The organism is Anaerocolumna jejuensis DSM 15929, from assembly GCF_900142215.1.
Classification (GTDB): Bacteria; Bacillota; Clostridia; order Lachnospirales; family Lachnospiraceae; genus Anaerocolumna; species Anaerocolumna jejuensis.
The window spans coordinates 215,067-241,082 of record NZ_FRAC01000007.1 but is presented as its reverse complement, the minus strand read 5'-3'; the positions used below and the strand labels follow the sequence as shown (position 1 = coordinate 241,082).

The window sequence follows — 26,016 nt, the reverse complement described above, 5'->3', positions numbered from 1 at the left end:
ACAACCTTCCAGCGAGTTTGGTATAATTTCACCTGCCAGGAACAGCTGCTGGCATTTTAGTGGAATTCGGAACCCCGAACGAGAAAATTACGAAAGGTAAGCCAAAATCATCGTCCGTTTTCCCAATCCCCCTGAATTAAGATAATTGCAAATGCAGAAAATTGGGAAGAAATACTGTTTTTAAAATTGGGACAGGAAAAAGATTCATGTGCATGTCATGAGAGGGCGGTGCAATAATATAAACTGCACCACCCTCTGATTTTATATCTGATAATTTACAGCCTGTGACTTAAAGAGCTTATAGTACATTCCCTCTTCCCTCTCCATCAGCTTCTTATGGCTGTCAAAATCCGTTATGAGCCCTCCGTCCAATACCAGTATTTTATCGCAGAATACACTGCTGGACATCCTGTGTGAAATATAGATAGCCGTCTTATCCCCTACCAGCTGGTTGAAATGCTCATAGATTTCCGCCTCTGCAAGAGGGTCCAGGGCACTGGTAGGTTCATCCAGTATAATAAGGGAAGCTTCTTTATATAACGCTCTGGCTATTGCTACCTTCTGGCTCTGTCCGCCGGACATTTCAATGCCGTCGGGATCATATTGCTTGCCAAAGAGGGTATCCATTCCACTTTTCAGTTCCTCTATCTTATCTTTTAATCCCACCTGCTCTAACAGGCTGGCAACTCTTTCACGATGTTCTCCCTTCTCTTCCTCTTCTTCTCCTCCTTTGATATTCTCATATACCGAGAAGGCAAAAAGCTTATAATCCTGAAAAACTGCTGCCAGGCACTTCATATAGCTGGTAAATTCATATTCGTAGATATCCCTGCCATTGATATAGATAGTGCCGGAGGCCGGCTTATAGAGCCTGCATAAAAGCTTTACAATGGTGGACTTTCCGGCTCCGTTCAAACCTACAATGGAGATTTTCTCTCCCTTCTTTATTTCAAAGGAAATTCCTTTCAGCACCAGCTGCTCGGATTTTGGATAATGGAAGGTTACATTCTCAAAGCGCAGGCTTTCCACTTCTCCTTCAAAAGGAACTGAGCCCTCTCTTTTTGCCTCATCGGGCAGGGACATGAATTCCATAAAGGGCTGCAGATAGCCCAGCATCTGGATAACTGCCATAATATTTCTGCCCAGATCCGTAGCGGCAGTTGTAAAGTTTATGGCTGCCGATACATACATGGTAAAGGAACCGATTCCAATTCTTCCTCCCAGCTTATCGGATAGCACGCGGATACCAACATATCCGTAGGCAATGGCTGCCTGAAGGTCATTGATTATACCGATAAACCCCTGAAATGCTCCGTTCTTTTTATTAAAGACTTTGGCCCACTCATATATTTTACGGTTATAATACAGTATTCTGTCCGTTAACATCTGATTCATATTATACAGACGGATATCCTTCTGGTACTTTCCTTCATAGCAGACCCCCACATAATAGCCATATCTTCTGTTAATAGGAATTAATTCCTGATAACACCCAAGCTGATATTTGGAGAAGATCTTTTGAGCTATGATAGAAATGGATATGGTCAGAAGCAGGAGCAGTACAAAAACTGGGCTCAAGGTAAACATAACGGCTAAAAGGCTTAGAATAGTCACTGTATTATTCAGTACCTTTGCCACACTTCCAATCAGATTTTCCAGAGCGCTCATAGTCCGGCAGGCAAAAACCGCTCTTTCTTTTAAATCCAGATAATATGGGTCTTCCAGACAGGCAAACTCCACCTTCATAATCTTATCTGCCATTGCCTGGTTCAGCTTTTCCTTCATATAGATGTTTCGCACGTCCATGATTCGTTTCATGGTTTTATTCAGGAATAAAAATACTACATTGGAAAGAACAATATATAAGCCAAAACGAATCAGATTATCACGGTTCCTGCCTCCTACCAATTCATCGACCAGAAATTTGGGAAGTATGACATTCACTAATATCTGCCCCGTCCCCAGCATTGACTGAAAAATCAGCAGAAAAAAGTAAGAAGGCGATATCTTAAAGCTTATACTGATGAATTTTTTTAAAGTTTTAACATTATTCACTGACTGCCACCTCCTCGTTGTAATATTTCCCCTGTACCATAAACATGTTATAATATGCACCCTGTGCTTCCATCAGTTCCTCATGGCTCCCGTATTCCCTCAGGCCGTCTCCGTCAAAGAAAGCGATCCGGTCGCAGAACTTCGTACTGGCAAGCCTGTGGGAAATATAAACAGCTGTTTTTCCCGAAACCAAATCGCTGAAGCTTTCATAGATTTCCGCTTCTGCCAGAGCATCCAGCGCCGCTGTGGGTTCATCCATAATAACCATACTGGCATCCTTATAAAGTGCCCTTGCAATGGCCAACTTCTGGCTCTCACCACCTGAGAACTCCACTCCGTCTTCTTCGATTACCTTCAGCATAGTCTGATCGATGCCTTTGGGAAGTGTTTTTAATTTTTCTTTTAGCCCTGCCTTTTCAAGGGCTTTTATTACCCTTTTTTCATCCATTACAAGGGAAGAACAGGCTATGTTCTCCTTAATTGTATAGGCTAGTACGTTAATTTCCTGAAATACCGCCGAGAACATGGCATAGAGTTCCTTCTTATTAAATTCTGAAACAGGTATGCCATTAATCCGGATTTCTCCTTCGGTCGCGGCAAACAGACCTGTCATAAGCTTTACAAGAGTACTTTTTCCTGCGCCGTTAATTCCGACAATTGCTAACTTTTCTCCTTTATGGATGGTAAAGTTTAAGTTTTTAAAGATGTATTTATCCGTACCCGGATAACAAAAGCTTACATTATCAAACACAATTTCAAGAGTTTCACCCTTTTTAAGCTTTTCTGCATTCTGTGTTTTTTCCTTATATGCCTTATCTCCTAAATCTGTATCGATAAAATTAAAATAATCGTAAACATACTGGCCTTCATTTAAGATATAACTAAATTGGTCCGCCAGGGTACCAAGCATAACCGTGAGTGTGGTAACAGCAATTATATACATGGAGAAATCTGCGATAGACATACCATTTACGGTTTTATATACCAGGATGGCATAGGTAAGGGCATTACTGATCAGAAAGGCCAGAATTTCAAACATTCCAAGGAAATACTCCCTGTTTTTGATGCTTCGCTGTATCTTAACAAAGCCCTTTATTTCCTGGCTGTAGTTCTTATTTATTCTGTCCTGGAAACGGTAAAGCCTGATATCCTTTCCAAATCCGAAATCATGGGTGGTATTATAATAGTACTTCATTCTCCTATCGGCATGGGCAACATCCTGTTTTCTTTTGTAGCTATACTTATAGGCGCTTCTCTTGACCCAGATGCCGGCTGCTACGTTAAGAAGCAGTCCAAGAAGAATCCATATATTTAATTTTCCGATAAAAAGTATCAGACCAAGTGAGGTAAAGGCAATGGGTCCTGCATCAAACAGCTTTGTGTAAACTCCCTCCACCCCGTTATCATCTGAGTTGGTGGAATCCAGCGCCCTGCTGTTGTCTTCGAAAAAGGAAGCATCCTCCATATATTTATAATCAATGCTTACCAGCTTATCCATGGTTTTTCCGAGGTAGCTAAGTCTGAGGTAGATTATTCTTGGTATAGTCACCTCTCTTATAAAAGTACGGGTGAAACCGAAAACTGCCATGAGTATCAGAAAGATTAGTACAATCCGAAGGATGCCGCTAGCATCTCCCCCCGCTTTTGTAATCTCATTCAGCAGATACTTTGGCAGTAGGACGGAAAAAAGCGGGTACATTCCTCCGGTAATTGTAAATATGATAAAATAAAGATAAATCTTTTTATCTGCTGTGGTAACATAATGAAGCATCTTCTTTAATGTCTGCCCCACAGGATATTTCAAGTCATTTTCCATGCCGATTCCTCCCTCTATTCCTGCTCCTTAGCGTCCACTGTTCCAAGCAGCTGGATAGCTTCACCCAATTCCTTTATTTTGGATGAGTTGATTTCATAAAAGATTTTCTTTGCTTTAACATTATCTATGATTATACTGATCAGCCTCTCCTGTAAGAGAATATTCATGTGATGGGATACGGTGGCCGGTGTCAGTCCAAGGTCGTCTGCAATTTCCTGAACATACATCTTCTTTCCCGAAAGCATATGGACTATCTTAAGCCTGGTTGCATCCCCTAAGGCCTTTAAAGCGCTTATTGTTTTTGTATCATTCTTTAGATAGTCATTTGACATTACTTCCGGTAACAGCATGTAAATGCCGGTATCCGCTATAATAAGCCTGTCATCATCCTCCACCCAGTCGATGGAAAGCTGGTTATAGGTGACAATGCAGGGCTGCACAGCCATCTCTTCAACATCTCCCAGCTTAATCACATCCAGTTCCTCCAGGTAATCTACCATATTATTTTTATCCTTTAAGGAAACAACTGCGTTTTCATAATCCTTCTGTATAATTCCGTAATATTCCTTTATTACCTCTACGCCTTCCTTCACAAACTCCCGAATTCTCGGCAAAATCGTATGCCTCTCCGTAAACAGCATAATTAAGCGGAATTTCACACTGTCCTCTTCCTCTATTCCTTTTATAAAGGTTATGATATCGGACAGGTCTTTTAATTTTTCTTCCCTGAGGTTACTGTAACCCATTGATTTTGCCAGATTATCAAAGGTATCCAGCATGATATCATCAATTTCAGCAGGAGTATGTTCCTGTAAAAGCTGTCTGCGGCTGGCAAGAGCTGCCAGCACATGTCTTGCCCTGCCGTCATCTTCAATGGCACTGTTAATAAAATAAGGCTTAATATCCGGATAATTATCATAAATGGGCAATACCTTTTGAAGTACTTTTTCCTTGAATTCTTTAATTTTGAAAAGAAATTCTTCAATTTCCTTCTGGCTCATATAGGCTCTTCTTGCTTTTATGGATTCCTCTTCTCTTTCTCCGTCTTTTTCCAGTATGCAGGTTACCAATTCATATTCCCAGTTTGGCTCCGTATATACTTTATAGGTACCGATTTCCATATTCCACCTCCGTAGCGTTTTATTTAATTTAACATACATCTAATATGTTGTCAATAATATTTGATGATTATCTTATATTTTTAGTTGATGATTATCTTTTATAAATGTTTGTATAAGTAATTAAATGCTCTTTTAAATACAAATAGGCAATATAAATAGTATATTATGTACTATCAGAAAGCCTAACAGTAAATTGAGACCAGATTTTACGTTTATATTTGATAGTTATCTAATATGTTTTTTTACAAATTAACCGTCAACCTAATAAAATTGTGGCTACAGTTAAAGTGATATAAATTGGGATTGAGACGGATGGTTTTTCGTGATAATAGGATAAATTAAAGAAACAGATTGGTATTTTTACGAGCTAAGAAGTTGAATAAAGAAGCAGAATGGTATTTTTATGAGAAAGATAATTCCAATTAAAACGCTGCTGTATTTAGCTCAATCAACTATATACAGCAGCTTCCCTAAAAAATATTTATAATTAAATCTGAATATCCCTCTTTTTAAAGACCCAAAGTGATACTCCTAAAAAGATAATCGTTGACAAAGCCGATACCCCCGCCACTGTCTGCCAGGTAAACAGGAACGAGCCGGTCCTCATCACTATCTGTCCCGTAAGGATATCATCGATGTTCGCATAATGCAAAAAGATAAAAGGCGAAGCCTTACGGTAAGTGGTTGACAGGCTGTACACAATATTGCTTCCCAGAATTGCACAGATTAATACTGTCATTGTTACTACGCTGGATTTGGATATGGTGGATATCATCAGGATAAAGGTCACCATAACTATCAGGAATAGTAATTGTAAGACCAGGGCTTCCAGCAAATACTGCCAAAGTAATATATAATGTCCGCTGCCGGAGACCTCCGAGATAAATTTCTGGCCGTTTGTATAAACATATTCATATTTAAGTCCTACAAGATAGGGCCGGTTAAAGCTTCCAAAGCCTTTTATGATACCTACTCCCAAAAAGAAGAGAAACTGCGTTACCATAATCAGCACCGTTGAACTAAGCAGCATGATAACATACTTGCTAAGAAGCACCTTGATTCTGGAAACCGGCTGTACCAAAAGGAACTTTAAAGTTCCCGGATTATATTCATTGGAGACATTATCTCCGTTAAACAAGGTCAGTCCAATGGCAAGAAAGCTTGCGGCAATCATTGTGATGTTCAAAATGTAAAAGTTAATACCTGTGTTATAATTTTGGTCATTCAACGGCACATTGTTATCAAGGTGCAATTGAAGCCGCTTTAATTCTCTTTCCTGATCCTTTTTGGAGTCCGTATCACTGGTGGAATCCACAACCTTTTTCTGTTCTTCAATCTGATTTTTTAAATTACTTTTCCAGTCTGTACTGCTATCCAGAGATGCCTTTGCAGACACAAGCTGCTGTTTTAAGCTTTCCAGGTAGGCTTTTGTCTGTTCTATATTTATTTTCTTATCATCCTTTGAAATACTGGTATCGGACTGGATACTCTTTAAATTATCTTCCTGGTTCGCAATTTCTCTTGTAAGATTTTCGACCTGGGCTTTGGGGCTGTTGTATTTTAAATAATTTTTTTCGGCCGTCTCATTCACGACCACCAGCATCACACACAGCAGTATGAACAATCCCCAGATAATAAAAGTCTTCTTTTTGGCAAATAGCTTAATCAGCTCATTTTTTAATAGTCCCAGAAACATCAGCGGATACCTCCTTTGATTAATTCCATATAGCGCTCTTCCAGCTCTTTTAAGTGCTTTGAGAAGGTTTCTGCTTCAATACCGGCCTGTATGATATCCCGTAATACCTCACTGGCTTTTCTGTCTTTCAGCTCCAGTGTATAACCGTTTTCTGCTTCCTGGATATTCCCTATGCCCTGGATGTTCTTTAACAATCCAAGGGTTTCTTCTGATTTGGCAGTCTCCAATGCATAAATATAAGTCTCATGTACGGCTGTCATACTTTCAACGGAGGTAATGACACCATTTTCAATGAACGCGACCGTATCACAAAGCTGCTGTATCTCTCCGAGAATATGGGAGGATACAAATACCGCCATACCGTATTCCCTGGCAAGCCGCTTTAGGATATTTCTCAGCTCAATCATACCATTGGGGTCCAGTCCATTGGTAGGCTCGTCCAGAATAAGAAGCTTGGGGTCCGGCAGCAGTGCTGCAGCAAGGCCCAGCCTTTGCTTCATTCCCAGGGAATATTTCTTCATCTTATCATGTATACGCCCTGTAAGCCCGACAAGCTCTACCACCTCGTCGATTTTCTCCCCGGGTATTCCTCTGATACGCGCAATCTGGGAAAGGTTCTCATAACCCGACAAATAACTGTAAAGCTCCGGTGATTCCACCACCGCACCCACATGTTTCAATGCCTTTTCCCTTTTCTCTTTGATGTTATATCCCATAATACTGATACTTCCGGCATCCATGGAAATCAAATCCACCAGCATCTTAATGGTGGTTGTCTTACCGGAACCATTGGGGCCTAAGAAGCCAAAAATTTCCCCTTCCTTTACCGAAAAAGAGATTCCTTTGATAATAGGGTGTCTGCTAATATTCTTATACAGATTTTCAACTTTTAATACTGTTTCCAAACTTACCTCTTTCCTGAAACTTTTAAAGTAACTAAGACGTGTCCTAACAAATTTTACCTTTTTATTTTATCCATAATCAGAAATTTATTCAAGTAAAAGAATCTTACAATTCTTTTAAGATATTATTGAGTTGGACTACAAAGCTAGTTTTACACAATGGGGACGGCAGTTTACACAAAATAGAACGATGAATGCTTCGGTTCCAATGTATAAGAGGTCCTAATTCTCTGAAGCTTTTGCGCTGGACATATCCTCAAACAGATAACTCGCTAGCTCAAACAATCTGTTTGAGGATATAGCACAAAAGCTTCAGAGAAAAGGACCTCTAATACATTTCCATAGGCGCATTCATCGTTCTATTTTGTGCAAACTGCCTGATATTATATTCAAACGGAGCATTTGTCAGGTGATTCAATATTCTTTTAGCAGACTGACAAGTATCTCCTGATGTAACTGCTGTAAGGCCGCATGTACACGACAAACGTATGAAGGAAGTTTATGGTGGACGATGACCTAGGGGGGTGTTTTGTCCTTTTGTTACGCAAGAGCCCTTATTCTACTAAAATGACAGAAAACGTAACTGGCAGGCAAATCAGTGCAAAACTCGTTGTAACAACTATGGCTGTGTTAGTTATCAAGATCAAACAGTGGCACTATTTTACCTATATTGGGTCTTGTGCGTTTGCTGTGCCCAAAACCGCTGAGACCAAAACAACACAACAACTGTCCAAGGGATTATTGCCAATCCCCAGATGATTTTGGCTTACCTTTCGAAATTTTCTATTGAGGAGTTCCCTAATGACACTTAAATGGCGGCAGCTGTTCCTAGGTAAAATTATACCACTGTCTGAGCTCACAGCTCTACATCAATACAACCTTCCAGCGAGTTTGGTATAATTTCACCTGCCAGGAACAGCTGCCGGCATTTTAGTGGAATTTGGAACCCCGAACGAGAAAATTACGAAAGGTAAGACAAGATCATCGTCCGTTCCCAATCTCCCCTTTTCCCATTACTACAACCCTCACAAAATAAACACATGAGTAAATAAATATGAACAAAATCATTTTATCTGTTAGTTTTAAAATTGGGACAGGTAAAAGATTCATGTATATGTCGTGCTGCACGTAAGAAAATGCTTGCAAATTGGAGAATATACGATAAAATAGAAATGAATGTGATTTCACAATAACCGAGATAACAGTTGAAAGAAAATAATAGATATGAAAGGATGCCACATGCCCTTCTTTCAGCTTAGATTTGTGGTGTAATGGGTATTAAAATGATACAGGCTAGTAATATTACCTTAAGGCTTGGCAAAAGAGCCTTATTTGAAGACGTAAATATTAAGTTCACAGAAGGAAACTGCTATGGTTTGATCGGTGCCAACGGTGCCGGTAAATCTACTTTCCTTAAGATTCTCTCCGGCCAGCTGGAAGCTACCAAGGGTGATGTCATCATTACTCCGGGTCAGAGACTTTCCTTCCTGCAGCAGGACCACTTTAAATATGACCAGTATGATGTACTAAATACTGTTATTATGGGAAACCAGAGACTTTATGATATCATGAAGGAAAAGGATGCCATCTATGCCAAAGAAGACTTTACGGAGGAAGACGGAATCAGAGCCAGCGAACTGGAGGGTGAATTCGCTACCTTGAACGGCTGGGAAGCAGAATCCGATGCCGCTACTCTTCTTAACGGACTTGGTATTGAGACAGACCTGCACTATAAGATGATGAGCGAATTAAACGGCAACCAGAAGGTAAAGGTGCTTCTTGCCCAGGCTTTATTCGGAAATCCCGACATTCTTCTTCTGGATGAGCCTACCAACCACCTTGACATGGAAGCTATCAGATGGCTGGAGGAATTCCTCATTCAATTTGAAAACACAGTAATCGTAGTATCTCATGACCGTTATTTCCTGAATAAGGTCTGCACCCATACGGCGGATATCGATTATGCCAAGATTCAGCTCTATGCCGGCAACTATGATTTCTGGTATGAATCCAGTCAGTTAATGGTAAAGCAGATGAAGGAAGCCAATAAGAAGAAGGAAGAAAAGATTAAGGAATTGCAGGAATTTATCCAGCGTTTCAGCGCCAACGCTTCCAAATCCAAGCAGGCTACCTCCCGTAAAAAGGCATTGGAGAAAATCGAGCTGGATGATATCCGTCCCTCCAGCCGTAAATATCCCTATATTGATTTCAGACCGAGCCGCGAAATCGGAAATGAAGTATTGACAGTTACCAATCTCTCAAAGACCGTAGATGGTGTTAAGATACTGGATAACATTTCCTTTACAATTAACCATGAAGACAAGGCAGCCTTTGTAGGTCCCAACACCCAGGCAACTACCCTGCTGTTCCGTATTATTTCCGGGGAAATCGAGCCGGACGAAGGCAGCTATAAATGGGGAATTACCACCAGCCAGTCCTACTTCCCCAAGGATAACACCAGTTACTTTGCATCGGAGGACACGATTGTTGACTGGCTTATGCCCTACTCTCCCGAAAAGGATGTTACTTATGTCAGAGGTTTTATGGGCAGAATGCTCTTTGCCGGCGAAGAAGGTGTTAAAAAGGTAAATGTACTCTCCGGTGGTGAAAGAGTAAGGGTTATGCTCTCCAAAATGATGATTCTCGGTTCCAATGTCCTTGTTATGGATGAACCTACCAACCATCTTGATATGGAGTCCATTACCGCCTTAAATAACGGTCTTATGAAATTCTCCGGTGTACTCCTCTTCACTTCCCAGGATCACCAGTTCGTACAGACCATTGCCAACCGTATTATGGAGCTTACTCCCAACGGACTGATCGATAAGGTAACTACCTACGATGAATACCTGGATAACGATGAATTTGCAAGAAAGAGACAGATAATGCAGATTGACCGTGAGGATGACAATAACTAAACATACCGGTTCTGCAAAAACAGCCGGGTATATTGGATATACTTTCAACGCTGAAAAACCCCAGGGGCTTTCATTAAAAAGCTTCTGGGGTTTATTATTATCTAAGATATTGTATATGAAATCTCTATATTAGCTTCCAAGCATATCAAAAGTGTGCCTGCGGCTTATCTATCTTTCTTCATACCATCCTGCAATTCCAGGAGTCAGGTTTATATTCACCTGCTTCACCTCCTGATATTCCTCTAATCCCTGAATACCCAGTTCCCTGCCATAACCGCTCATCTTATAGCCTCCCCAGGGAGCTTCATTGTAGGTCGGATTATAGCAGTTGATCCAGGTAATACCTGCCCTGATTTCCTTAATAACCCTTAAGGCTCTGGCTCCGTCCGTTGTAAAGACCGCTCCCGCCAGCCCGTAAATGGTATCGTTGGCAAGCTTTATGGCTTCCTCCTCCCTACGGAAGGTCTGAATGGTCACTACCGGTCCAAATATCTCTTCCCTCACAATTGTCATATCCGGGGTACAGTTATCAAAGATGGCAGGTCTTACAAAGTAACCCCCGGCACATTCGCCCTCTGTATAGCGGCAGCCTCCACAAACAAGGTCTGCACCTTCCTTTTTTCCCGTTTCAATATAATTTAGGACGGTATTCATATGGGCTTCGGAAACCAAAGGCCCCATATCCGGATTGTCAAGGCCATTTCCCAGAGTCATGGCATTGGCCCGTTCCGCCAGCCTTGCAACAAATTTATCCTTGATGCTTTCTTCGATTATGATTCTGGAGCCTGCCGAACATACCTCACCCTGATTGAAGAAAATGCCTATCATCGCCCATTCAACGGCCCCCTCAAAGTCGGCATCTGCAAAAATCACATTGGGGGACTTGCCTCCCAGCTCCAGTCCCACCTTCTTAAGATTTCCAATGGCTGCCCTGGCAATATCCTGCCCTACCTCCGTACTGCCGGTAAAGGTTACCATATCCACATCGGGGCTTGCCGCAATCTCATGGCCGACACTTCCTCCTGCGCCCATTACCAGATTCACGGTTCCCCTGGGTACTCCTGCCTTCTCCATTATTTCAAACAGGATAACGGAAGAAAGAGGAGTATTGGTACTGGGCTTAAATACAATGCAGTTGCCGGCACTAAGAGCCGGGGCAATCTTCCAGACTGCCATCAGCAGCGGATAATTCCACGGTGTAATCTGCCCGCAGACGCCTATGGGCTCATGTATGGTATAGGAATGCATCCTGCCGAAATTATCGTTCACATCGTAAACTCCTCCGTAAGGTGCCTTTATCATACCGGCATAATAGCGGAAACAATGGATTGCATCATCCACATCCCCCTCCGCCTCTCTTAAGGGCTTACCATTATCCAGAGTATCGGTCCTGGCTAATTCCTCCCGCCTCTCTTCCATGATATCCGCAATTTTCAGGATAATATCCGCTCTCTTCTGGGAATCCATCCTTCTCCATTCGCCGGTTACATAAAAGGCTTCCTTAGCCGCTGCTATGGCTAACCTTACATCTTCTATGTTTCCCTCTGCCGTCTTAGCAATCACCTCACCGGTGGCAGGATTGATAATTTCCCTGGTTCCCCCTGAAAGGGCAGGAACCCATTCTCCGTCTATATAATTCTTCTTTAAATCCATAAATGCCTCCTTTTGCCATACCTGTAATATCTGCAATACCTGTAAAATCCGAAATACTGTAATATCCGTAACACTGTAATATCCATAATACTGTAATGACATCTGTTAACAAAACATGGGATTGATAACATGGGAATTAGAAAACTTCTGTTTTTATAATTTAAATTCTTCCTTCGTATCTATAACAGCTTCTTCCAAACGTACCAGAATATTGTCCATATCCTCATAGGTAATAACCGCAGCCGGTTCAAAACGGATACACTTGGAATTCACCAGTGTTCCTGCCGTAAGCACTCTTCTTGCAAACATTCCCTTTGCAACGCTGTAACCCACATCGCTGGTTACAAATTCAAGTCCAATCATCAGGCCGATACCGCGGACATCCTGTATTACCGTCGGATATTTTTCAAAGAGCTTTTTAATTCCCGCAATCAGGTATTCACCCTTCTCCCTGCACTGGCCGGGAACATCATTTTCCAGCATGTATTTTATAGTAGCAAGGGCAGCGGAGCAGGCAAGGGGGTTGCCTCCAAAGGTGGGCGAGCCTAAAAGCCAGGGATTATCAATAAGCTCCTCCGTCCATAAGTGGGGCCTGCAGATAATTCCGGTTATGGGCATGATACCGCCGCCAAAGGCCTTGCCATAGGTCATGATATCCGGCACCACCTCTTCTGCTTCACAGCGGAACATCGTTCCCGTCCTTCCCATACCTGTCTGGATTTCATCAAAGATTAAGGCCGCTCCGTATTCATCACAGATTTCCCTTACTTCCTTCAAATAACCTTTGGGAGGTATGATTATACCCGCTTCTCCCTGAATAGGCTCAAGAATGACGCCGGCCACCTTTTCTCCCACGGCCTTCAGGTTACGGATTGCCTTGCGGACATCCTCTGCTGCGCCGTATTCCACATGCTGCACCTGCTGTACCATGGGTGTGTAAGGAGCGCGGTAGGTGCCTTTTCCGGCCATGGAGACAGCTCCCATGGATTTTCCATGAAAGGCTCCCACAGTAGAAATGAACCACCTGCCTCCCGTTGCGATTCTGGCAAGCTTTAAGGCCATTTCCACTGCTTCCGCCCCGCCGTTTGTAAAGAAACACTTTTCCAGGTCACCTGGTGTAATGTCAGCCACGGCCTTGGCCAGATAACCTCTTAAGGGGTCCAGCAGCTCCTGGGAATGCAGTGCCTGATGATTTAACTGAGCTTTTACCGTATCGATAATCTCGGAATTTCTATGGCCGCAGGTATAGATACCAAAGCCTCCAAGGCAGTCAATAAATTCCTCTCCGTATAATCCGGAGCAGTATGCTCCATAATCTTTCCACTCCACAACTGCAGCGTTGGTTGAAACAGACTTTCTGTACTTCAACCATCCGGGGCTGACATAGGTATCAAAGTATTCCACTGTTTCCCTGGTAATTTCCTTTTTCTCTTCCTCTGTCAGCTCTTCGCTATGAATAAATCTGATTACTTTGTTTAATTCCTCTACTACCTGCTCTTTATTTTTCATAAAATAACCCATTGTATACCGCAAACCTTTCTGCAGTACTGCCATTATTAAAACAGGCTGAAAGAATACTTATGGCATCCTTTCTTAATTTAATATTTTCTTTCAGCCTTCCAAACATGATATCAAAATGTGATTTCTACGACCTTTTCAATTGCATACAGCAAGCCAATCTGCGTGCTGCATAAAAAGATGGAATGCTAAGGTGTCCTTCTTTTACACGCTGCTGCTTATAATTTTGGATAGCTCCCTTTGAAATAAATCTCTATTTTGTAAATTCCGCCCACATCTCACTGTAGGTATCAACTGTTTTTCCAATATTCTGCACATATTTTCCCTTGCTGATTTCTTCTGCCGGTATGCTGATAGCAGGGTTGTTTTTATAATCCTCGCCCATTAACGCCACGCCTGCCTTGTTGGGATTCAGGTAAGGGAATTCACTTACGATTTCCTTGTTTGTCTCCGCCTTTAAGACATAGTCGATGAATTTATAGGCGTTATCCGCATTTTTAGCATCCTTTGCAATGCAAAGGTTATCAAGGAACAGGTACATGCCTTCCTTGGGATATGCCACCGTAAGATTCTTATTCTCCTCCAGTGCAATGGCAGCATCTCCGCTCCAGAACAGTCCGGCTTTTGTTTCCTCCGTTATCATTAATGTCTTGGGGGAATCACTGTCAAGGCTCTTGATATTCGGCTTTAGGGTAAGCAGCTTTTCTTTTACCTGGTTTAGCTTCGCCCCATCGGTCTCGTTCATGTCATAGCCCATACTCATGGCAGTGACACCGATAATTGCCCTGAAATCATCCAGCACCACCAGAGAGTTGGTGTAGTCCGGCTTGAAAAGCTCTGCGTAAGTTGTAAAATCCGCTCCTGCCGGAGCCATATTCTTGTTATAGATAACGACCCCTGCTCCGCCAAGGTAAGGAATGGAATGCTTATTGTCCGGATCAAAGCTTTTATTTAAATAAGTAGAATCAAGATTGTTATAATTGGTAAGCTTTGATTTATCCAATTCAGACAGCATATCCTGGGAAATCATATTTTCTACCATGTAGTCACTGGGGCATACAATGTCATAGGTGCCTGCACTGCTTCCCTTTACCTTTGCAATCATTTCCTCGTTATTGGAATAGGTCTGCATCTGCACATCGATTCCTGTTTCCTTTTCAAAGCCCTTGATAACGGAATCCGGGATGTACTCCGTCCATATAAACAGATTCAAGGTTCCGTTCTTTCCTGCTCCTTTGCCGCAGCCTGCCAGTGCAAGGACTGCCATAAGGGCCGTTACTGTAAGTAAGATACCTTTCCATTTTCTCATAAATCCATCCTCCTTATAATGTGGTAGCCTTATTTTTCTTATGTTTTGAATTTTTTGTATCTCTCTGGGCTGCTATTACCAGTGTGACCGTTACAATCAGTACAATGGTCGAAAGGGCATATACATCCGGGGTGATACCCGTTTTCGTCAGTTCCATTACCTTTAAAGGGTAGGTGTTGCTTCCGGGGCCTGTGGTAAAGAAGCTGATGATAATATCATCAATGGATAATGTAAAGGACAAAAAGGCTCCCGATATCACTCCCGGCAGAATGATGGGAAGGGTTACGGTAAAGAAGGTCTTGATTCTTCCCGCTCCCAGGTCCATGGCCGCTTCCTCCACGGATTTGTCAAAACCGGCGAACCTGGCATTTACCGTAAATACTACAAAGGGGATGCAAAAGGTTGCATGGGCTATGACTAAACTGATAAGCCCCATTGGTATCCTTGACAGATTAAAGATTGCCAAAAGAGAAATACCAAGTACAATTTCCGGAATAACCACCGGAATATATAACAGGGTGTCTATAATGCTTTTCCCTCTGAACTTAAACTTTGACATGCCATAGGAAGCAAGGGTTCCGATAATGGTTGCTATCAGAGTACTGCACAGCCCTACAATCAGGGTATTGCCATAGGCCCGTAGCAGAGGCTCATTTTCAAACAGCTTTCCATACCACTCCAGAGTAAAGCCTTCCATTACAATATTTCTCTTGGAGGTATTAAAGGAAAACAGGATTACCACACCAATGGGCAGATAGAGAAAGGCATAAACCAAAAGGGTATAAATACCTGATAATACCTTTCCCGAAGCTTTTTTCTTACCTTTCATCTAAAGCACCCCCAAATCTTTCATATCACCGCCGGTCTTTTTATAAACAGTTACCATGATTATGATAATAGCAATAAGGAGCATGGAGAAGGCGGCTCCCAAAGGCCAGTTATTAGCTGCTTTGAACTGATTTTCGATAAGATTTCCGATTAGCTGGGATTTACCCCCTCCCATAATGTCCGATACAAAGAAATAACCCAGGGACGGTATAAATACCAGAATGGTTCCGGAGAAAACTCCCGGGGAAGTCAGAGGCAATGTCACATTTAAAAAGGTCTTTGCCCGGTTTGCTCCAAGATCCTTGGAAGCTTCCAGCAGGCTCATATCCAGTTTGTCAATGGATGCAAAAAGCGGCAGTACCATATAGGGAAACAGAATATAGACCATTCCAAGAATTACTGCTCCTCTTGTGTAAAGAATCTCAACGGGCTGGTCTATCAGTCCAAGATTTAAAAGAAGGGAATTGAATGCCCCCGTCTTGCCAAGAAGTGTCTTCCAGCCATTTAACCGTATCAGGGAATTGGTCCAGAAGGGTATCATCAGCATAAGCATCATAACCGCCTTCTTTCGCTTATTTGCCTTTGCCATAGAATAGGCAAAGGGATAACCAAACAGAATACAGGCTATGGTCGTAAAAAATGCCAGGATAAAGGAGTTGGCATAGATTTCAAGGTAGGTGGGATTTAACAATTCCGCATAATTCTTTAAAGTAAATTTGTATACCACATTATAGCCGTCCGTACTTAAAAAGCTTAAAAAGAATACATAGATAAGCGGTGCCGCAACCAGCAGTATCAGCCAGAGGGTAACGGGAGAAACTGTGGCAAGCAGAGGTGCTGTTTTATTTCGGAATTTATGGCTTTTCTTCATCTAATTCCCTCCCAGCTTCACATTTTCGATTACATTGCGGATTAAATGCCCTCTGGACTTCATTATTACTACATCCTCCAGATTCCAGTACAGGCTGACAAACTCCCCGACCTTTGGCACATCATCCACATCCATGCGGCTTAATTTTACGACCTGCCCGTTTGGCAGAACCACATTGCTCTTAATGATATTTCCTACATAAATCTGTTCTTTTACCATTCCGCATAATGTAAAGCCTTCTTTTGCCTCTTTGGAAAACCGCATTTTTTCAGGCCTTACACAGATATGAACCATTTCCATGGCTTCAAAGGTCATTTCCTTATCCGCCCGGGCCAAAGCATCTCCTACCTCTATTCCCAGCTCTGCCACGTTCCCTTTTACCTTCCTGACAGTTGCTTCAAAGATATTGGATTCACCAATGAAGTCAGCAACGAATTTCGTCCGGGGCTTTTCATAGATGCCCTCCGGGGTATCAAGCTGGTCCAGATAGCCCTTGTTCATGACGGCAATCCTGTCACTCATGGTCAAGGCCTCTTCCTGGTCATGGGTAACATAGACGAAGGTAATACCGAGCTTTTTCTGAAGGTTCTTAAGCTCCAGCTGCATTTCCTTCCGAAGCTTTAAATCAAGAGCTCCCAGGGGTTCATCCAGGAGCAGTACCTTGGGATTGTTAATCAGTGCCCTTGCTATTGCCACCCTTTGCTTCTGCCCGCCGGATAACTGGCTGGGATACCTTTTGTCATAGCCGTTCAGCTGCACCAGCTCTAACATTTCCTGTACTCTTTTCTTAATTTCCTCCTTGGGCACCTTCTTCATTTTTAAGCCATAGGCGATATTCTTAAAGATGGTAAGATGGGGAAAGAGGGCATAGCTTTGAAATACCGTATTGACATTCCTCTCAAAGGGCTCTTTTTCCTCAACGTTCTCTCCTTCTACCAGTATCTCTCCCCCCGATGGTTCTTCAAAGCCGCCTATCATCCTCAGTATAGTGGTCTTTCCACATCCGGACGGCCCCAGCATTGTCAGAAACTCTCCCTCATAGATTTCAAGGTTCAGGTCATGCACTACATGATTGTCAGCATAGATTTTATTTACGTTTTTAATTTCTACAATAGCTTTTCTTTCCCCAGTCATCCCTGTCACTCCATTCTTTGCAAGATATCGTATAACACCATCCTGTCTCTGTCTCTTCTTCAAGCCACACTGCTTTCTAATAGTACCGTATTAAAGCATCCAGCACACCTTGCTCCTTAAACTAAAAAATGCCGACCCTCTGTAAAGTCAGCATCCTCGCTTATCCCTGTATTATTTCCTTGCTATATTGCGTCGTTTCCCCGCTATATTGTATTATTTCCCTGCTATATTGCGTCGTTTCCTTGCTATATTGCGTCATTTCCCCGCTCTCCGGTCCGTATTCTCATAACATCATCCACACTCTTAATAATCACCTTACCGTCACCGGCCTGGCCGGTGGCAACCTTATCCCGGATATCCAGCAAAAGCTCTTCTACTATCTCATCCTTTACAATTGCCTCTACCTTAATTTTGGGAATCAGATTAATATTGGTCCGAAGGCCCTTAAAATCAACTGTCCTGGTATCTCCCATCTGGATTCCGCAGCCCATAATGCTCATAACGGACATACCGCCGCAGCCGTGACTTTGAAGAACTTCCTTTACTACCTCCAGCTTTTCCGGTTTAATATACATTGTTATTTCCTTCATAATTTACGCTCCTTTCTGGGAACAGGTCTTCCTGTACCATTCCTGATGAATTCACCGGAATGAAAAAAAGGCGCTTAAGAGGAAGTCTCTTAAACGCCGTTGTTTGATGGAATGAATTTACAATCATTCCGTTTTTAATTAAATGAATTATAACGTTTGTGCGTTATATTGTCAATAGCTATTTTGCAAATATTTTTAATCCCAGGTAAAGGTCACGGAAAATTTGACTATGACGTCCCCATTATTGATATATTCATGGCTGCTGTTAGTAGGAAAACGAATCGAATTCTCTGCTTCTATCTCATAGGTTTTCCCATCCACCTTAAGGGTCAGTGTCCCTGTGAACACCGTCAGGAATTCATAGGTATTATCCCCATGTCCCTCTGAAAGATAGCCGGAGTGGGCTTCAAGATCCATCATATATACCTCGAAGGTTCTGTCCTCCTCGTAGGGAAAATATTCATAAGCCTTGTACCTGGCATCTTCACTGATATAGGAGGGAGCCAGATCCTTTTTATTTACCGTAATAATATCATTCTTTTCCGAGCTGATCAGGGAATTAAAGGATACCCTGAGGCCGCTTACCAGCTTGCCGAGCGTTTCTACCGTAGGGACAGATACTCCCCGTTCGATTTGCCCAAGCATGCTTTTGCTGATACCCGTCTGCTTGGATACATCGTCCAGGCTCATCTCCTTGTTCTTACGGATTCTTTTCAGATTTCTTGCCACATTTTGTGTTATGTACTCCACCGGATTCTCACTCCCCTTCTATCCATGTGCGTTTTAACGCATATTACACTGTATTTTATTTTTTGTCAAGACAGTATTTTTGGATAGAGTGATTTTCAAAACCACTATCTCTTGCCTTAATAGGCTTATACTAACTTCTTAAGGTTTTTCCAGAAAGCTTCTTAAAGGAAGCCACATATAAAACCATTCCTACAAGAGTAAATAGCAGCCTGCTCATTATAAAATTTAAGGATAAACTAAAAACAGGTTCACCGAGGCTATCAACGGGCAAAGCTGAAGGCATGTAAGTCACATACCCTTTGGCGAAAATATCAAGAAACGGTGAGCTGTTAAAACTTATCAATGACAAAATCAAAACAATTGGAATCCAGGCATAAAGCAAAGTTTGGCTTTTGCTGCCTAAAAACATACTTGTTCCAAAAACAAACACAAAAGTAGGAAGTAATATTATTAAGAGCGGCAATAAAAAGCTTTTAAAAGTTGTAAAATTAAAAGTTGTCTTGTAAAACACCAGACTCATCAAAATACAACATATCGCAATAATGAAATAAGAAATAAACAGGGCTGAACTTTTTGCAGCCAAATACTTTTTCTGTGGTAAAGATGTACATGAAGTAATTTCTCTTACTCTTTGTTCGTTTCTGGAAAAAAGTCCTGTGCAGGAAAGCATTAGAATTAATAACATAATCGTATTTATGTCACACAAAAACTTGCAATAACTCCACTGAGAAAAAGGTGCCGTACCAGAAACACCTTGTATTATTTCTGTGTAGAGGTCAATCACTGAAAAGAAAAGTGCAATTATGAAAGTTATTACAAACATCTTTGAAAAAATGATTCTTTTCAGTTCATATTTAAGAATTTTAATATCCATTGACAGCTGCCTCCTCTGTGACACCAGTAATATTTAAAAACTCAGAAAAAGATAGTTTTTTATCTTTTTTGTCATAATAGTCTTTGTAGATAACTTTCATGGAATTATAATAATTGTCTTCCCCAATGCGATCATAAACATTGTAAACTGTGAGTGGTCCCAAAGCATAAATTTTATAACCTCTTAAAAATAATGAGACGTTGTACTTTGGAAGCATTGATAATTTGTTCATATATTCAGGATTTCTTCGATAAAAGTTTCGATTCAATTCCTTTGCTCCTTCTTTCCATTTTTTCAGCAATAAATTTTCTGCATAATCTTTTCCAAATTTGTTTTTCAGGAATAAATAAGTGCTGAAATCCGCAAAAGCTTCATTTGACCATTCATTATGATTTTTATCTATTTGATTATCGCTGCTTGCGTTAGATGCATCTATTCCACCGCCCCACCATTGATGAGCAATTTCATGCGTCAGTAAAGCAAACGTGTCGGAAGAAGAGGCTTGGGATGAATCCCCGTTGGGCTTTTTTGTCAAACAATCTTCTGAAATATAAGAAATATTTCCTGTTTGAATTCCACTTCCGCCTTTTACTCCTGATGTTACAACTACTTTAAGACTACCTCTGCCCAGCGGCCCAAATTTTTCCGAAAAGAACGAGAATATATCGAGCGTGTCACTTCCCCTGGATTCAAATTCTTTGCCCGCAGCCATTGGATAAAAAAACTCCACATTTGTTCCCTTTACATTTCTTTCAAATATTCCATATCGCCCGGCTGTCACAGATAAATCACTTAATTTATCACAAGAAAAGCTCCAGGCAGTAAAACCATCTTGTTCAGAAATTTTGCAATTTTTATCTCCTTGAGTTATGACTGTAAAATTTGAGTCAATTTTTATTGTTCCTTCAATCCTTTTATCATTTTGTTCAACACAAACAACCGGAGCAATGTCCATAGCGCGCCCCAGACTAACATAATTTTTGTTAATTCCTGCGGAAAAATCTTTATTTATACTTAAGGTTTTCGGTGTACCTGAATACCTTATATTTAGTTTAGCTTTCGTGTTTTTGGGAATGCTGATTTCAAAAACATTTCTAATTTTTGCGCTATTTAAAAGCTTGGGGGAAACCTGCGTATAGCTTATGTCTGCGTTGTCTAACTTAAGCTCATCAATGCGGTAGCCGTCTGTTAATTCCAAATAGATGCTTTGAGGCTTATCCGTGCCGTTTTGCAGTTCCTGAGAATAAGCACCGGCAGCATAATTTTTGTCTTTTTCTATCTTAAGATCTACCAATATATTTGAAGTTCCCATGACTTTGGTGTTTACAGGCGTGTCTTTTTTACCGCTGATCACCATTGATGTGAAGTCCGTAAGCGAAAGTGATTTGAAAATTGGTTCATTATCAAAAACAAAAAATACTCCAAAAAGAGAAACCAAAAAGCAAATCGGTAGCAATTTATATTTTTGACAGTTTTTAAATAGAGATTTAAATAATCCTTTTTCATAACATCTATCGCACAATATTCCGAATAAAAATATGGACATAGCTACCGATAATCCAAACAACCGATTCCAGAGCATTCCGGGAACGATATTTCCGCTTCCGAAATTTTCAGAAAATCCACTGGCACCTGTCTGGACCCACATATATTGATAATCAATAGTTCCTGCCAAAAAACTAAAGAGCACCGCCAAAAGCATAATAATACAGGTTATATTAACGTTCCGGAATATAAGATAAAATCCTGCGGTCATAAGTATTGCCAACACAATCGAACCAAAAATTATTAGGAAGTAACTGAGCAGGAAATAACTAAATTTGGTCAGGCTACCCATGTTAAATATATAGTGAGGGATCATAATTATTATTGAACCAACTGTTGAAATAAGACCAGCACACAGTAAGCCTGTAATTTTGGTTAAATTTATCTTGATAGAGCTTGATATTGGTTCAATGATATAATTCACTCTAAACCGAAGTATTTTGTCAAATTCAAAAACTGTTAGTGCAGTAAAGGCAAGAGTTGAAAGTACTGCCCCTGCCTTTGCCGGAAAAAGTATCGTTTGAGACAAACGAGTAGAGCTATTTATTCCAAATATCAAGCTGCTGATATCTTCGTTAAGGTATGGCGCGAGCAGTGCACCAATCAAAGGAAAAACTGACGCCAGCAGGATTATTATTCGAGTAAATCGGGACTTCAGAATCCGCTTTGTTTCATAGGCAAAAAATGCATTCCTCATTTAATGGACACCCCCATTGTGTATGACGTATGTGTACGCATCTTCGAGGGTGGGCTCTATCAGCGGAATAGAGCTTTCTATTTCTTTGCCGATAACACGGCAAGAGATGCCATTACCGGTAAACAATTTGGATGTGATTATGTACTTATCTCCAATGCTTTTTTCTAAAGCCCCGTTATCTTTTTCCTCAATAAAACCAACATGTCCGTGTACAGCCTTTATTAAATCCGGTGAAGTTCCGTCAAATAAAATCGTACCGTTATTAATGATTATAATTCTATTGCAAATGGCTTGTATATCATCGATGATATGAGTGGATAGTAACACTATTTTGTCATTTGCAGTCTGTGAAAATATATTTCTGAATTTAATTCTTTCTTCCGGGTCAAGTCCAACTGTAGGCTCATCTAAAATGATTAGCTCAGGATTACCAAGCAATACTTGTGCTATACCAACACGCTGCCTCTGACCGCCTGAAAGAGTTTTAATTTTGAAATTTCTTTTTTCTTGCAGATTAGTCTGTTCAATAGCTTGTCCGATAATGCCTTTCACATTATTTTTTATTTCTTTTAATGCACACATGTAATCCAAAAACTCATAAACTGTTAATTCGTCATATAAACCAAAGCTTTGGGGCAAATAACCCAACTGCTTCCTGAGTTCTTTTTCGTGTTTTTGGATTGGATTACCATCAACAATAATTTCGCCGGCTGTCGGTATTATCTTCGATACCAATAGTTTCATAAAGGTACTTTTTCCAGCACCGTTGGGACCCAAAAGTCCTATAAAATTCGGGCTGTTCACTTCCAAACTCATGCTGCTTAGTGCCTTTTTTCCTGTTTTGTATGTCATACTCACGTTTTTGATACTGATTTTCATAAATGCTGTTAACACTCCTTTTTTAGTATATTTTTATTCCGCACCGCCAATGATGTGAAGTCTCCTTCTCTCATGGTTTACACATATAATAAAGTTTTCAGCTTACATCTCTGTGACTTTCCGGTGAGAGATTCGTCACATAGGGAAACGAATGGCAAAGTTCCCACCGCCATGGCAGACAAACTAAAAAGAGCCCCAAACCTTGTAAAACTGAATTTAGGCTCTCATCAAAAAAATCCAAGGCAGCCGCCCTGGATTTTTTCTTTTGTCTGAACGCAAACCATCAGGAAGCAAATACGTTAAGCAGTCCCTCTCTTTCAACGTTTTCCCTGATTTTACTGATGTCCGTTTCATACAGCCCAAGTTCTTTCATACGGTCAAAGAAGACCGAGCCTGAAAATGTATACTTCTTTCCAAGCCCCTCCTCGGTCTGCATTTCTTCTCTTACATAGGCGATTGCTTCTCCGATGGCCGTTTTTCTGGATAAGGTCAGCAAAGGCTTTTCCTGTAAGAATCTGACACTGTTATAGCCTGCAAGGACTCCGGTAACGATGGCTTCCGTATGTCCCACCAATAGTCCCGCCTTCTCCCCCGCACAAAAAAGGTTTTTCATACCGTTTACCTTAAGGTCATTGGTTCTGGGAGACATGTTGAAATATCTCATGGAATTGCCCTTTCCTCCTGAATAAGGGTCCCCGTAACGGGCATTTTCAAAGCCTGGTATTCTATGCAGCTTTTCCAGGGGGTAATAGGGTGTCATCAGCTTTGCATGACCGGTATCGAGAAGGATGATATTCTCTGCAAATTCCTTTAATGCATATTGCTGACAGGCCTTAACGTTTAAATGGTTTTCAATGAATTCTTCCGGTATGGGTATTACTGCAACTCCTTTCTGGTTTAAGGTATCTACAATTTCAGGTGCAAGTGATTCTTTATAGAGCTTGCAGGAGCCACTCATGGCTCCCTTGGTACCGTTGGCTTTCTGTCCGGTTATTTCCTGGACACCGCATAAGCCTGCAAGGCTTATTCTTCCGCCAAAGCTCGGGCATCTTATAACACACATTGCACACCCATTGCCATATTTACTGCAATTATGCATGGGACCAGCCGTTCCGGTGGTATCTATAAAGGCGCCGCCTTCGTAAATATTACCCTTTGAGGTTTCTATGCTTTTTATGACCCCATCCTCTGCCTGTGCCTTTACCACTCTTTCCTGAAGCTTCACTGGAACGCCTATTTCCTTTAAGTAATTTGTGATTGCCGTAGGAGTTTTGGCAATATCATAAAGGCTTGCATGCTCATGCCCCGGAAAGCTGATATTGGTATGACGGCAGTTTTTATCAATTATGCGGAAGATTTCTCCTCCGCCCATGGCTATCATTTCTTCCGTAGCGGTGAATCTTCCGTTATTCCTCATGATACCGCCAACCAGACCGGTTCCTAAAAGGGAATCCGTTCTCTCCAGTAAAACAACTTCGGCTCCCTGCATTCTAGCCATATACGCTGCAGAGCATCCGGCCCAGCCGCCGCCTGTAATAATTATTTTCATTTGTTCCTCTGCCTTTCTGTTTTTCTTTTTTATTTTTCTTTTTTTTCTGTTTTTAAATATCCCTCTTATTAATTCTATTGATTTTTTGTATTGATTTTACTATTGTCTTAATAATTTAAAACTTTATAAATTATATCATTTCCTCTTTTGTACTATTTTCTCCTCAATAAGCTGAATTTTAGTTTTTTGCTCTTTCATTTGTAAAAAGATTGGAAAATATAATGAAAAATAGCAAAGAAATACCCTATATTCTGAGTAAGTCCGTTTTCCTTAATAGAATTAAAAGGCCCTGCAGCAAGACAATGGTTTCCCATTTGCTTTCTGCAAGGCCTTTCCTCTATTCTATAAGCTTTTTCTTCAGTTTTTCTATCTCTTCATCTGATAATCCGATGCTTTTAAAATATTTCCCTGCACTCTGATAATTCTCATACAAGTATTCCAGTGTCAGCCTCATATTTTCCGGCGGTGATTCCATTACATAATGAGGTACCACAAGTCCTCTGGCAGTCAGGTCAGCTACCTGGCAGGGAAATATCTCCTTCATATACTCCTGTGTAGCCGCATAGTCTGCAATTACAGTCCCATCTTCCACACCTGCCAGCTTAAGCAGGAGCATAGCAATGGTGCCCGTTCTGTCCTTTCCCCCGGAGCAGTGAAACAGCACACAGGAATCATTGTACTTTCCGATGGTTTTAAATATACGGCTAAAGCTTTCTTTGCTGTCATCCAAAAGCCAGCGGTACAGCTGCCACATGCTGGGCGGAAATTCCTCTGAATAGCGGCTGGCTCTCACATGATCCTGAATGGGGACATGGAGATACTCAATGTCCTTATAAATTCCCGGCAGCTTATCCGGTTCCCTTTCCGATTCTTCCAGGGAGCGCAGGTCTATGATACAGCGTACTCCGTATTCATAAAGCATCCTGCAATCCTCCTCCGTCAGGTTGTTAAGGGCATCTGCCCTCAGCAGGGAATGACTCTTTGTAACTTTTCCATCCTCCGTCCGGTAGCCTCCAAGGTCTCTGACATTTTTCGCTCCGGTAAGAGGAAGGGGTATCGATATTTTCTGCATTCAATAAACTCCTTTTATTTCTGTCACATTTTATTAATACCACTTTTTCACACTACCGATCACATCTTCCCAACGCGCCACAAGATTGAGCCAAGGTCTTAGTAGGCTCATTCTTATGTGAAAATTGCTTTCTAACTTTCACACTACCGCTCACACCCTCCCAACGCGCCGCAAGATTGAGCCGAGGCTTTCGCAGGCTCATTCTTGTGTGAAAATTGCTTTCTAATTTTCACACTACC

The 26,016-nt window shown here is 41.3% G+C and carries 19 protein-coding genes; 1 reads left to right on the top strand and 18 read right to left on the bottom strand.

The genetic code is table 11. From position 1 onward, the window contains the following. Nucleotides 1–261 precede the first annotated feature (261 nt). The 5 genes from BUB77_RS04540 to BUB77_RS04520 all read right to left on the bottom strand — a co-directional run bounded on the left by BUB77_RS04540 (nt 262) and on the right by BUB77_RS04520 (nt 7,593). Nucleotides 262–2,055, bottom strand: a complete 1,794-nt coding sequence (locus BUB77_RS04540; RefSeq protein ID WP_073273360.1) for an ABC transporter ATP-binding protein — start codon at nt 2,053–2,055, stop codon at nt 262–264. Beyond that, nucleotides 2,048–3,871, bottom strand: coding sequence for an ABC transporter ATP-binding protein (locus BUB77_RS04535; protein ID WP_084123915.1), 1,824 nt, complete (start codon nt 3,869–3,871; stop codon nt 2,048–2,050). The genes BUB77_RS04540 and BUB77_RS04535 overlap by 8 nt, the downstream gene beginning before the upstream one ends. 14 nt (nt 3,872–3,885) lie before the next feature. Further along, nucleotides 3,886–4,992 carry an ArsR/SmtB family transcription factor gene (locus tag BUB77_RS29045; RefSeq protein WP_170866576.1) on the bottom strand — a complete coding sequence of 369 codons (1,107 nt, stop codon included), beginning with the start codon at nt 4,990–4,992 and terminating at the stop codon, nt 3,886–3,888. A 487-nt stretch (nt 4,993–5,479) separates the two neighbouring features. Then, nucleotides 5,480–6,688 (bottom strand): ABC transporter permease subunit, encoded by a 1,209-nt coding sequence (locus BUB77_RS04525; protein WP_073273358.1) that lies wholly within the window; start codon nt 6,686–6,688, stop codon nt 5,480–5,482. Beyond that, nucleotides 6,688–7,593: an ABC transporter ATP-binding protein gene (locus BUB77_RS04520; RefSeq protein WP_073273356.1), complete on the bottom strand. Its 906-nt coding sequence runs from the start codon at nt 7,591–7,593 to the stop codon at nt 6,688–6,690. Before BUB77_RS04520 ends, BUB77_RS04525 begins: the two co-directional genes overlap by 1 nt. Before the next feature lie 1,280 nt (nt 7,594–8,873). On the opposite strand from BUB77_RS04520, the gene BUB77_RS04510 reads away from it, so the two are divergent. Then, nucleotides 8,874–10,508 carry an ABC-F family ATP-binding cassette domain-containing protein gene (locus BUB77_RS04510; protein WP_073273910.1) on the top strand — a complete coding sequence of 545 codons (1,635 nt, stop codon included), beginning with the start codon at nt 8,874–8,876 and terminating at the stop codon, nt 10,506–10,508. Between the two features lie 168 nt (nt 10,509–10,676). Here the strand turns inward: BUB77_RS04510 and BUB77_RS04505 are convergent, their stop codons facing one another. The 13 genes from BUB77_RS04505 to BUB77_RS04445 form a co-directional block, all read right to left on the bottom strand. Beyond that, entirely contained in the window at nt 10,677–12,161 is a 1,485-nt protein-coding gene (locus tag BUB77_RS04505) for an aldehyde dehydrogenase family protein (protein ID WP_073273352.1), read from the bottom strand. A 153-nt stretch (nt 12,162–12,314) separates the two neighbouring features. Further along, a complete protein-coding gene (locus BUB77_RS04500; RefSeq protein WP_073273908.1) occupies nt 12,315–13,670 on the bottom strand; it encodes a putrescine aminotransferase in 1,356 nt (451 codons plus the stop codon). 262 nt (nt 13,671–13,932) lie between these two features. After that, nucleotides 13,933–14,988, bottom strand: a complete 1,056-nt coding sequence (locus BUB77_RS04495) for an ABC transporter substrate-binding protein (protein WP_073273350.1) — start codon at nt 14,986–14,988, stop codon at nt 13,933–13,935. A gap of 13 nt (nt 14,989–15,001) precedes the next feature. Next, nucleotides 15,002–15,817 (bottom strand): ABC transporter permease, encoded by an 816-nt coding sequence (locus BUB77_RS04490; protein WP_073273348.1) that lies wholly within the window; start codon nt 15,815–15,817, stop codon nt 15,002–15,004. Then, nucleotides 15,818–16,687, bottom strand: a complete 870-nt coding sequence (locus BUB77_RS04485; protein ID WP_073273346.1) for an ABC transporter permease — start codon at nt 16,685–16,687, stop codon at nt 15,818–15,820. Further along, entirely contained in the window at nt 16,688–17,884 is a 1,197-nt protein-coding gene (locus tag BUB77_RS04480) for an ABC transporter ATP-binding protein (RefSeq protein WP_330392491.1), read from the bottom strand. 182 nt (nt 17,885–18,066) lie between these two features. Continuing rightward, nucleotides 18,067–18,411: a P-II family nitrogen regulator gene (locus BUB77_RS04475; protein WP_073273343.1), complete on the bottom strand. Its 345-nt coding sequence runs from the start codon at nt 18,409–18,411 to the stop codon at nt 18,067–18,069. A gap of 195 nt (nt 18,412–18,606) precedes the next feature. Then, on the bottom strand, nt 18,607–19,161 hold the full coding sequence (locus BUB77_RS04470; protein WP_073273341.1) for a helix-turn-helix domain-containing protein: 555 nt from the start codon (nt 19,159–19,161) through the stop codon (nt 18,607–18,609). Nucleotides 19,162–19,291: 130 nt separating this feature from the next. Continuing rightward, nucleotides 19,292–20,035, bottom strand: a complete 744-nt coding sequence (locus tag BUB77_RS04465) for a hypothetical protein (RefSeq protein WP_073273339.1) — start codon at nt 20,033–20,035, stop codon at nt 19,292–19,294. Further along, a complete protein-coding gene (locus BUB77_RS04460) occupies nt 20,025–22,277 on the bottom strand; it encodes a hypothetical protein (protein ID WP_073273337.1) in 2,253 nt (750 codons plus the stop codon). Before BUB77_RS04460 ends, BUB77_RS04465 begins: the two co-directional genes overlap by 11 nt. Continuing rightward, a complete protein-coding gene (locus BUB77_RS04455) occupies nt 22,278–23,156 on the bottom strand; it encodes an ATP-binding cassette domain-containing protein (RefSeq protein ID WP_073273335.1) in 879 nt (292 codons plus the stop codon). A gap of 283 nt (nt 23,157–23,439) precedes the next feature. Beyond that, nucleotides 23,440–24,705 carry an FAD-dependent oxidoreductase gene (locus tag BUB77_RS04450; protein ID WP_073273333.1) on the bottom strand — a complete coding sequence of 422 codons (1,266 nt, stop codon included), beginning with the start codon at nt 24,703–24,705 and terminating at the stop codon, nt 23,440–23,442. 337 nt (nt 24,706–25,042) lie between these two features. Further along, nucleotides 25,043–25,777, bottom strand: a complete 735-nt coding sequence (locus BUB77_RS04445; RefSeq protein ID WP_073273331.1) for a tyrosine-protein phosphatase — start codon at nt 25,775–25,777, stop codon at nt 25,043–25,045. Nucleotides 25,778–26,016: the final 239 nt, after the last annotated feature.

Excerpts from the sequence above, each read along its gene's own strand:
- BUB77_RS04490 (WP_073273348.1), bottom strand. The coding sequence starts at position 15,817 with ATGAAAGGTAAGAAAAAAGCTTCGGGAAAGGTATTATCAGGTATTTAT.
- BUB77_RS04460 (WP_073273337.1), bottom strand. The coding sequence starts at position 22,277 with ATGAGGAATGCATTTTTTGCCTATGAAACAAAGCGGATTCTGAAGTCC.
- BUB77_RS04450 (WP_073273333.1), bottom strand. The coding sequence starts at position 24,705 with ATGAAAATAATTATTACAGGCGGCGGCTGGGCCGGATGCTCTGCAGCG.
- BUB77_RS29045 (WP_170866576.1), bottom strand. The coding sequence starts at position 4,992 with ATGGAAATCGGTACCTATAAAGTATATACGGAGCCAAACTGGGAATAT.
- BUB77_RS04465 (WP_073273339.1), bottom strand. The coding sequence starts at position 20,035 with ATGGATATTAAAATTCTTAAATATGAACTGAAAAGAATCATTTTTTCA.
- BUB77_RS04525 (WP_073273358.1), bottom strand. The coding sequence starts at position 6,688 with ATGTTTCTGGGACTATTAAAAAATGAGCTGATTAAGCTATTTGCCAAA.
- BUB77_RS04455 (WP_073273335.1), bottom strand. The coding sequence starts at position 23,156 with ATGAAAATCAGTATCAAAAACGTGAGTATGACATACAAAACAGGAAAA.
- BUB77_RS04485 (WP_073273346.1), bottom strand. The coding sequence starts at position 16,687 with ATGAAGAAAAGCCATAAATTCCGAAATAAAACAGCACCTCTGCTTGCC.
- BUB77_RS04510 (WP_073273910.1), top strand. The coding sequence starts at position 8,874 with ATGATACAGGCTAGTAATATTACCTTAAGGCTTGGCAAAAGAGCCTTA.
- BUB77_RS04495 (WP_073273350.1), bottom strand. The coding sequence starts at position 14,988 with ATGAGAAAATGGAAAGGTATCTTACTTACAGTAACGGCCCTTATGGCA.
- BUB77_RS04445 (WP_073273331.1), bottom strand. The coding sequence starts at position 25,777 with ATGCAGAAAATATCGATACCCCTTCCTCTTACCGGAGCGAAAAATGTC.
- BUB77_RS04505 (WP_073273352.1), bottom strand. The coding sequence starts at position 12,161 with ATGGATTTAAAGAAGAATTATATAGACGGAGAATGGGTTCCTGCCCTT.
- BUB77_RS04535 (WP_084123915.1), bottom strand. The coding sequence starts at position 3,871 with ATGGAAAATGACTTGAAATATCCTGTGGGGCAGACATTAAAGAAGATG.
- BUB77_RS04475 (WP_073273343.1), bottom strand. The coding sequence starts at position 18,411 with ATGAAGGAAATAACAATGTATATTAAACCGGAAAAGCTGGAGGTAGTA.
- BUB77_RS04500 (WP_073273908.1), bottom strand. The coding sequence starts at position 13,670 with ATGAAAAATAAAGAGCAGGTAGTAGAGGAATTAAACAAAGTAATCAGA.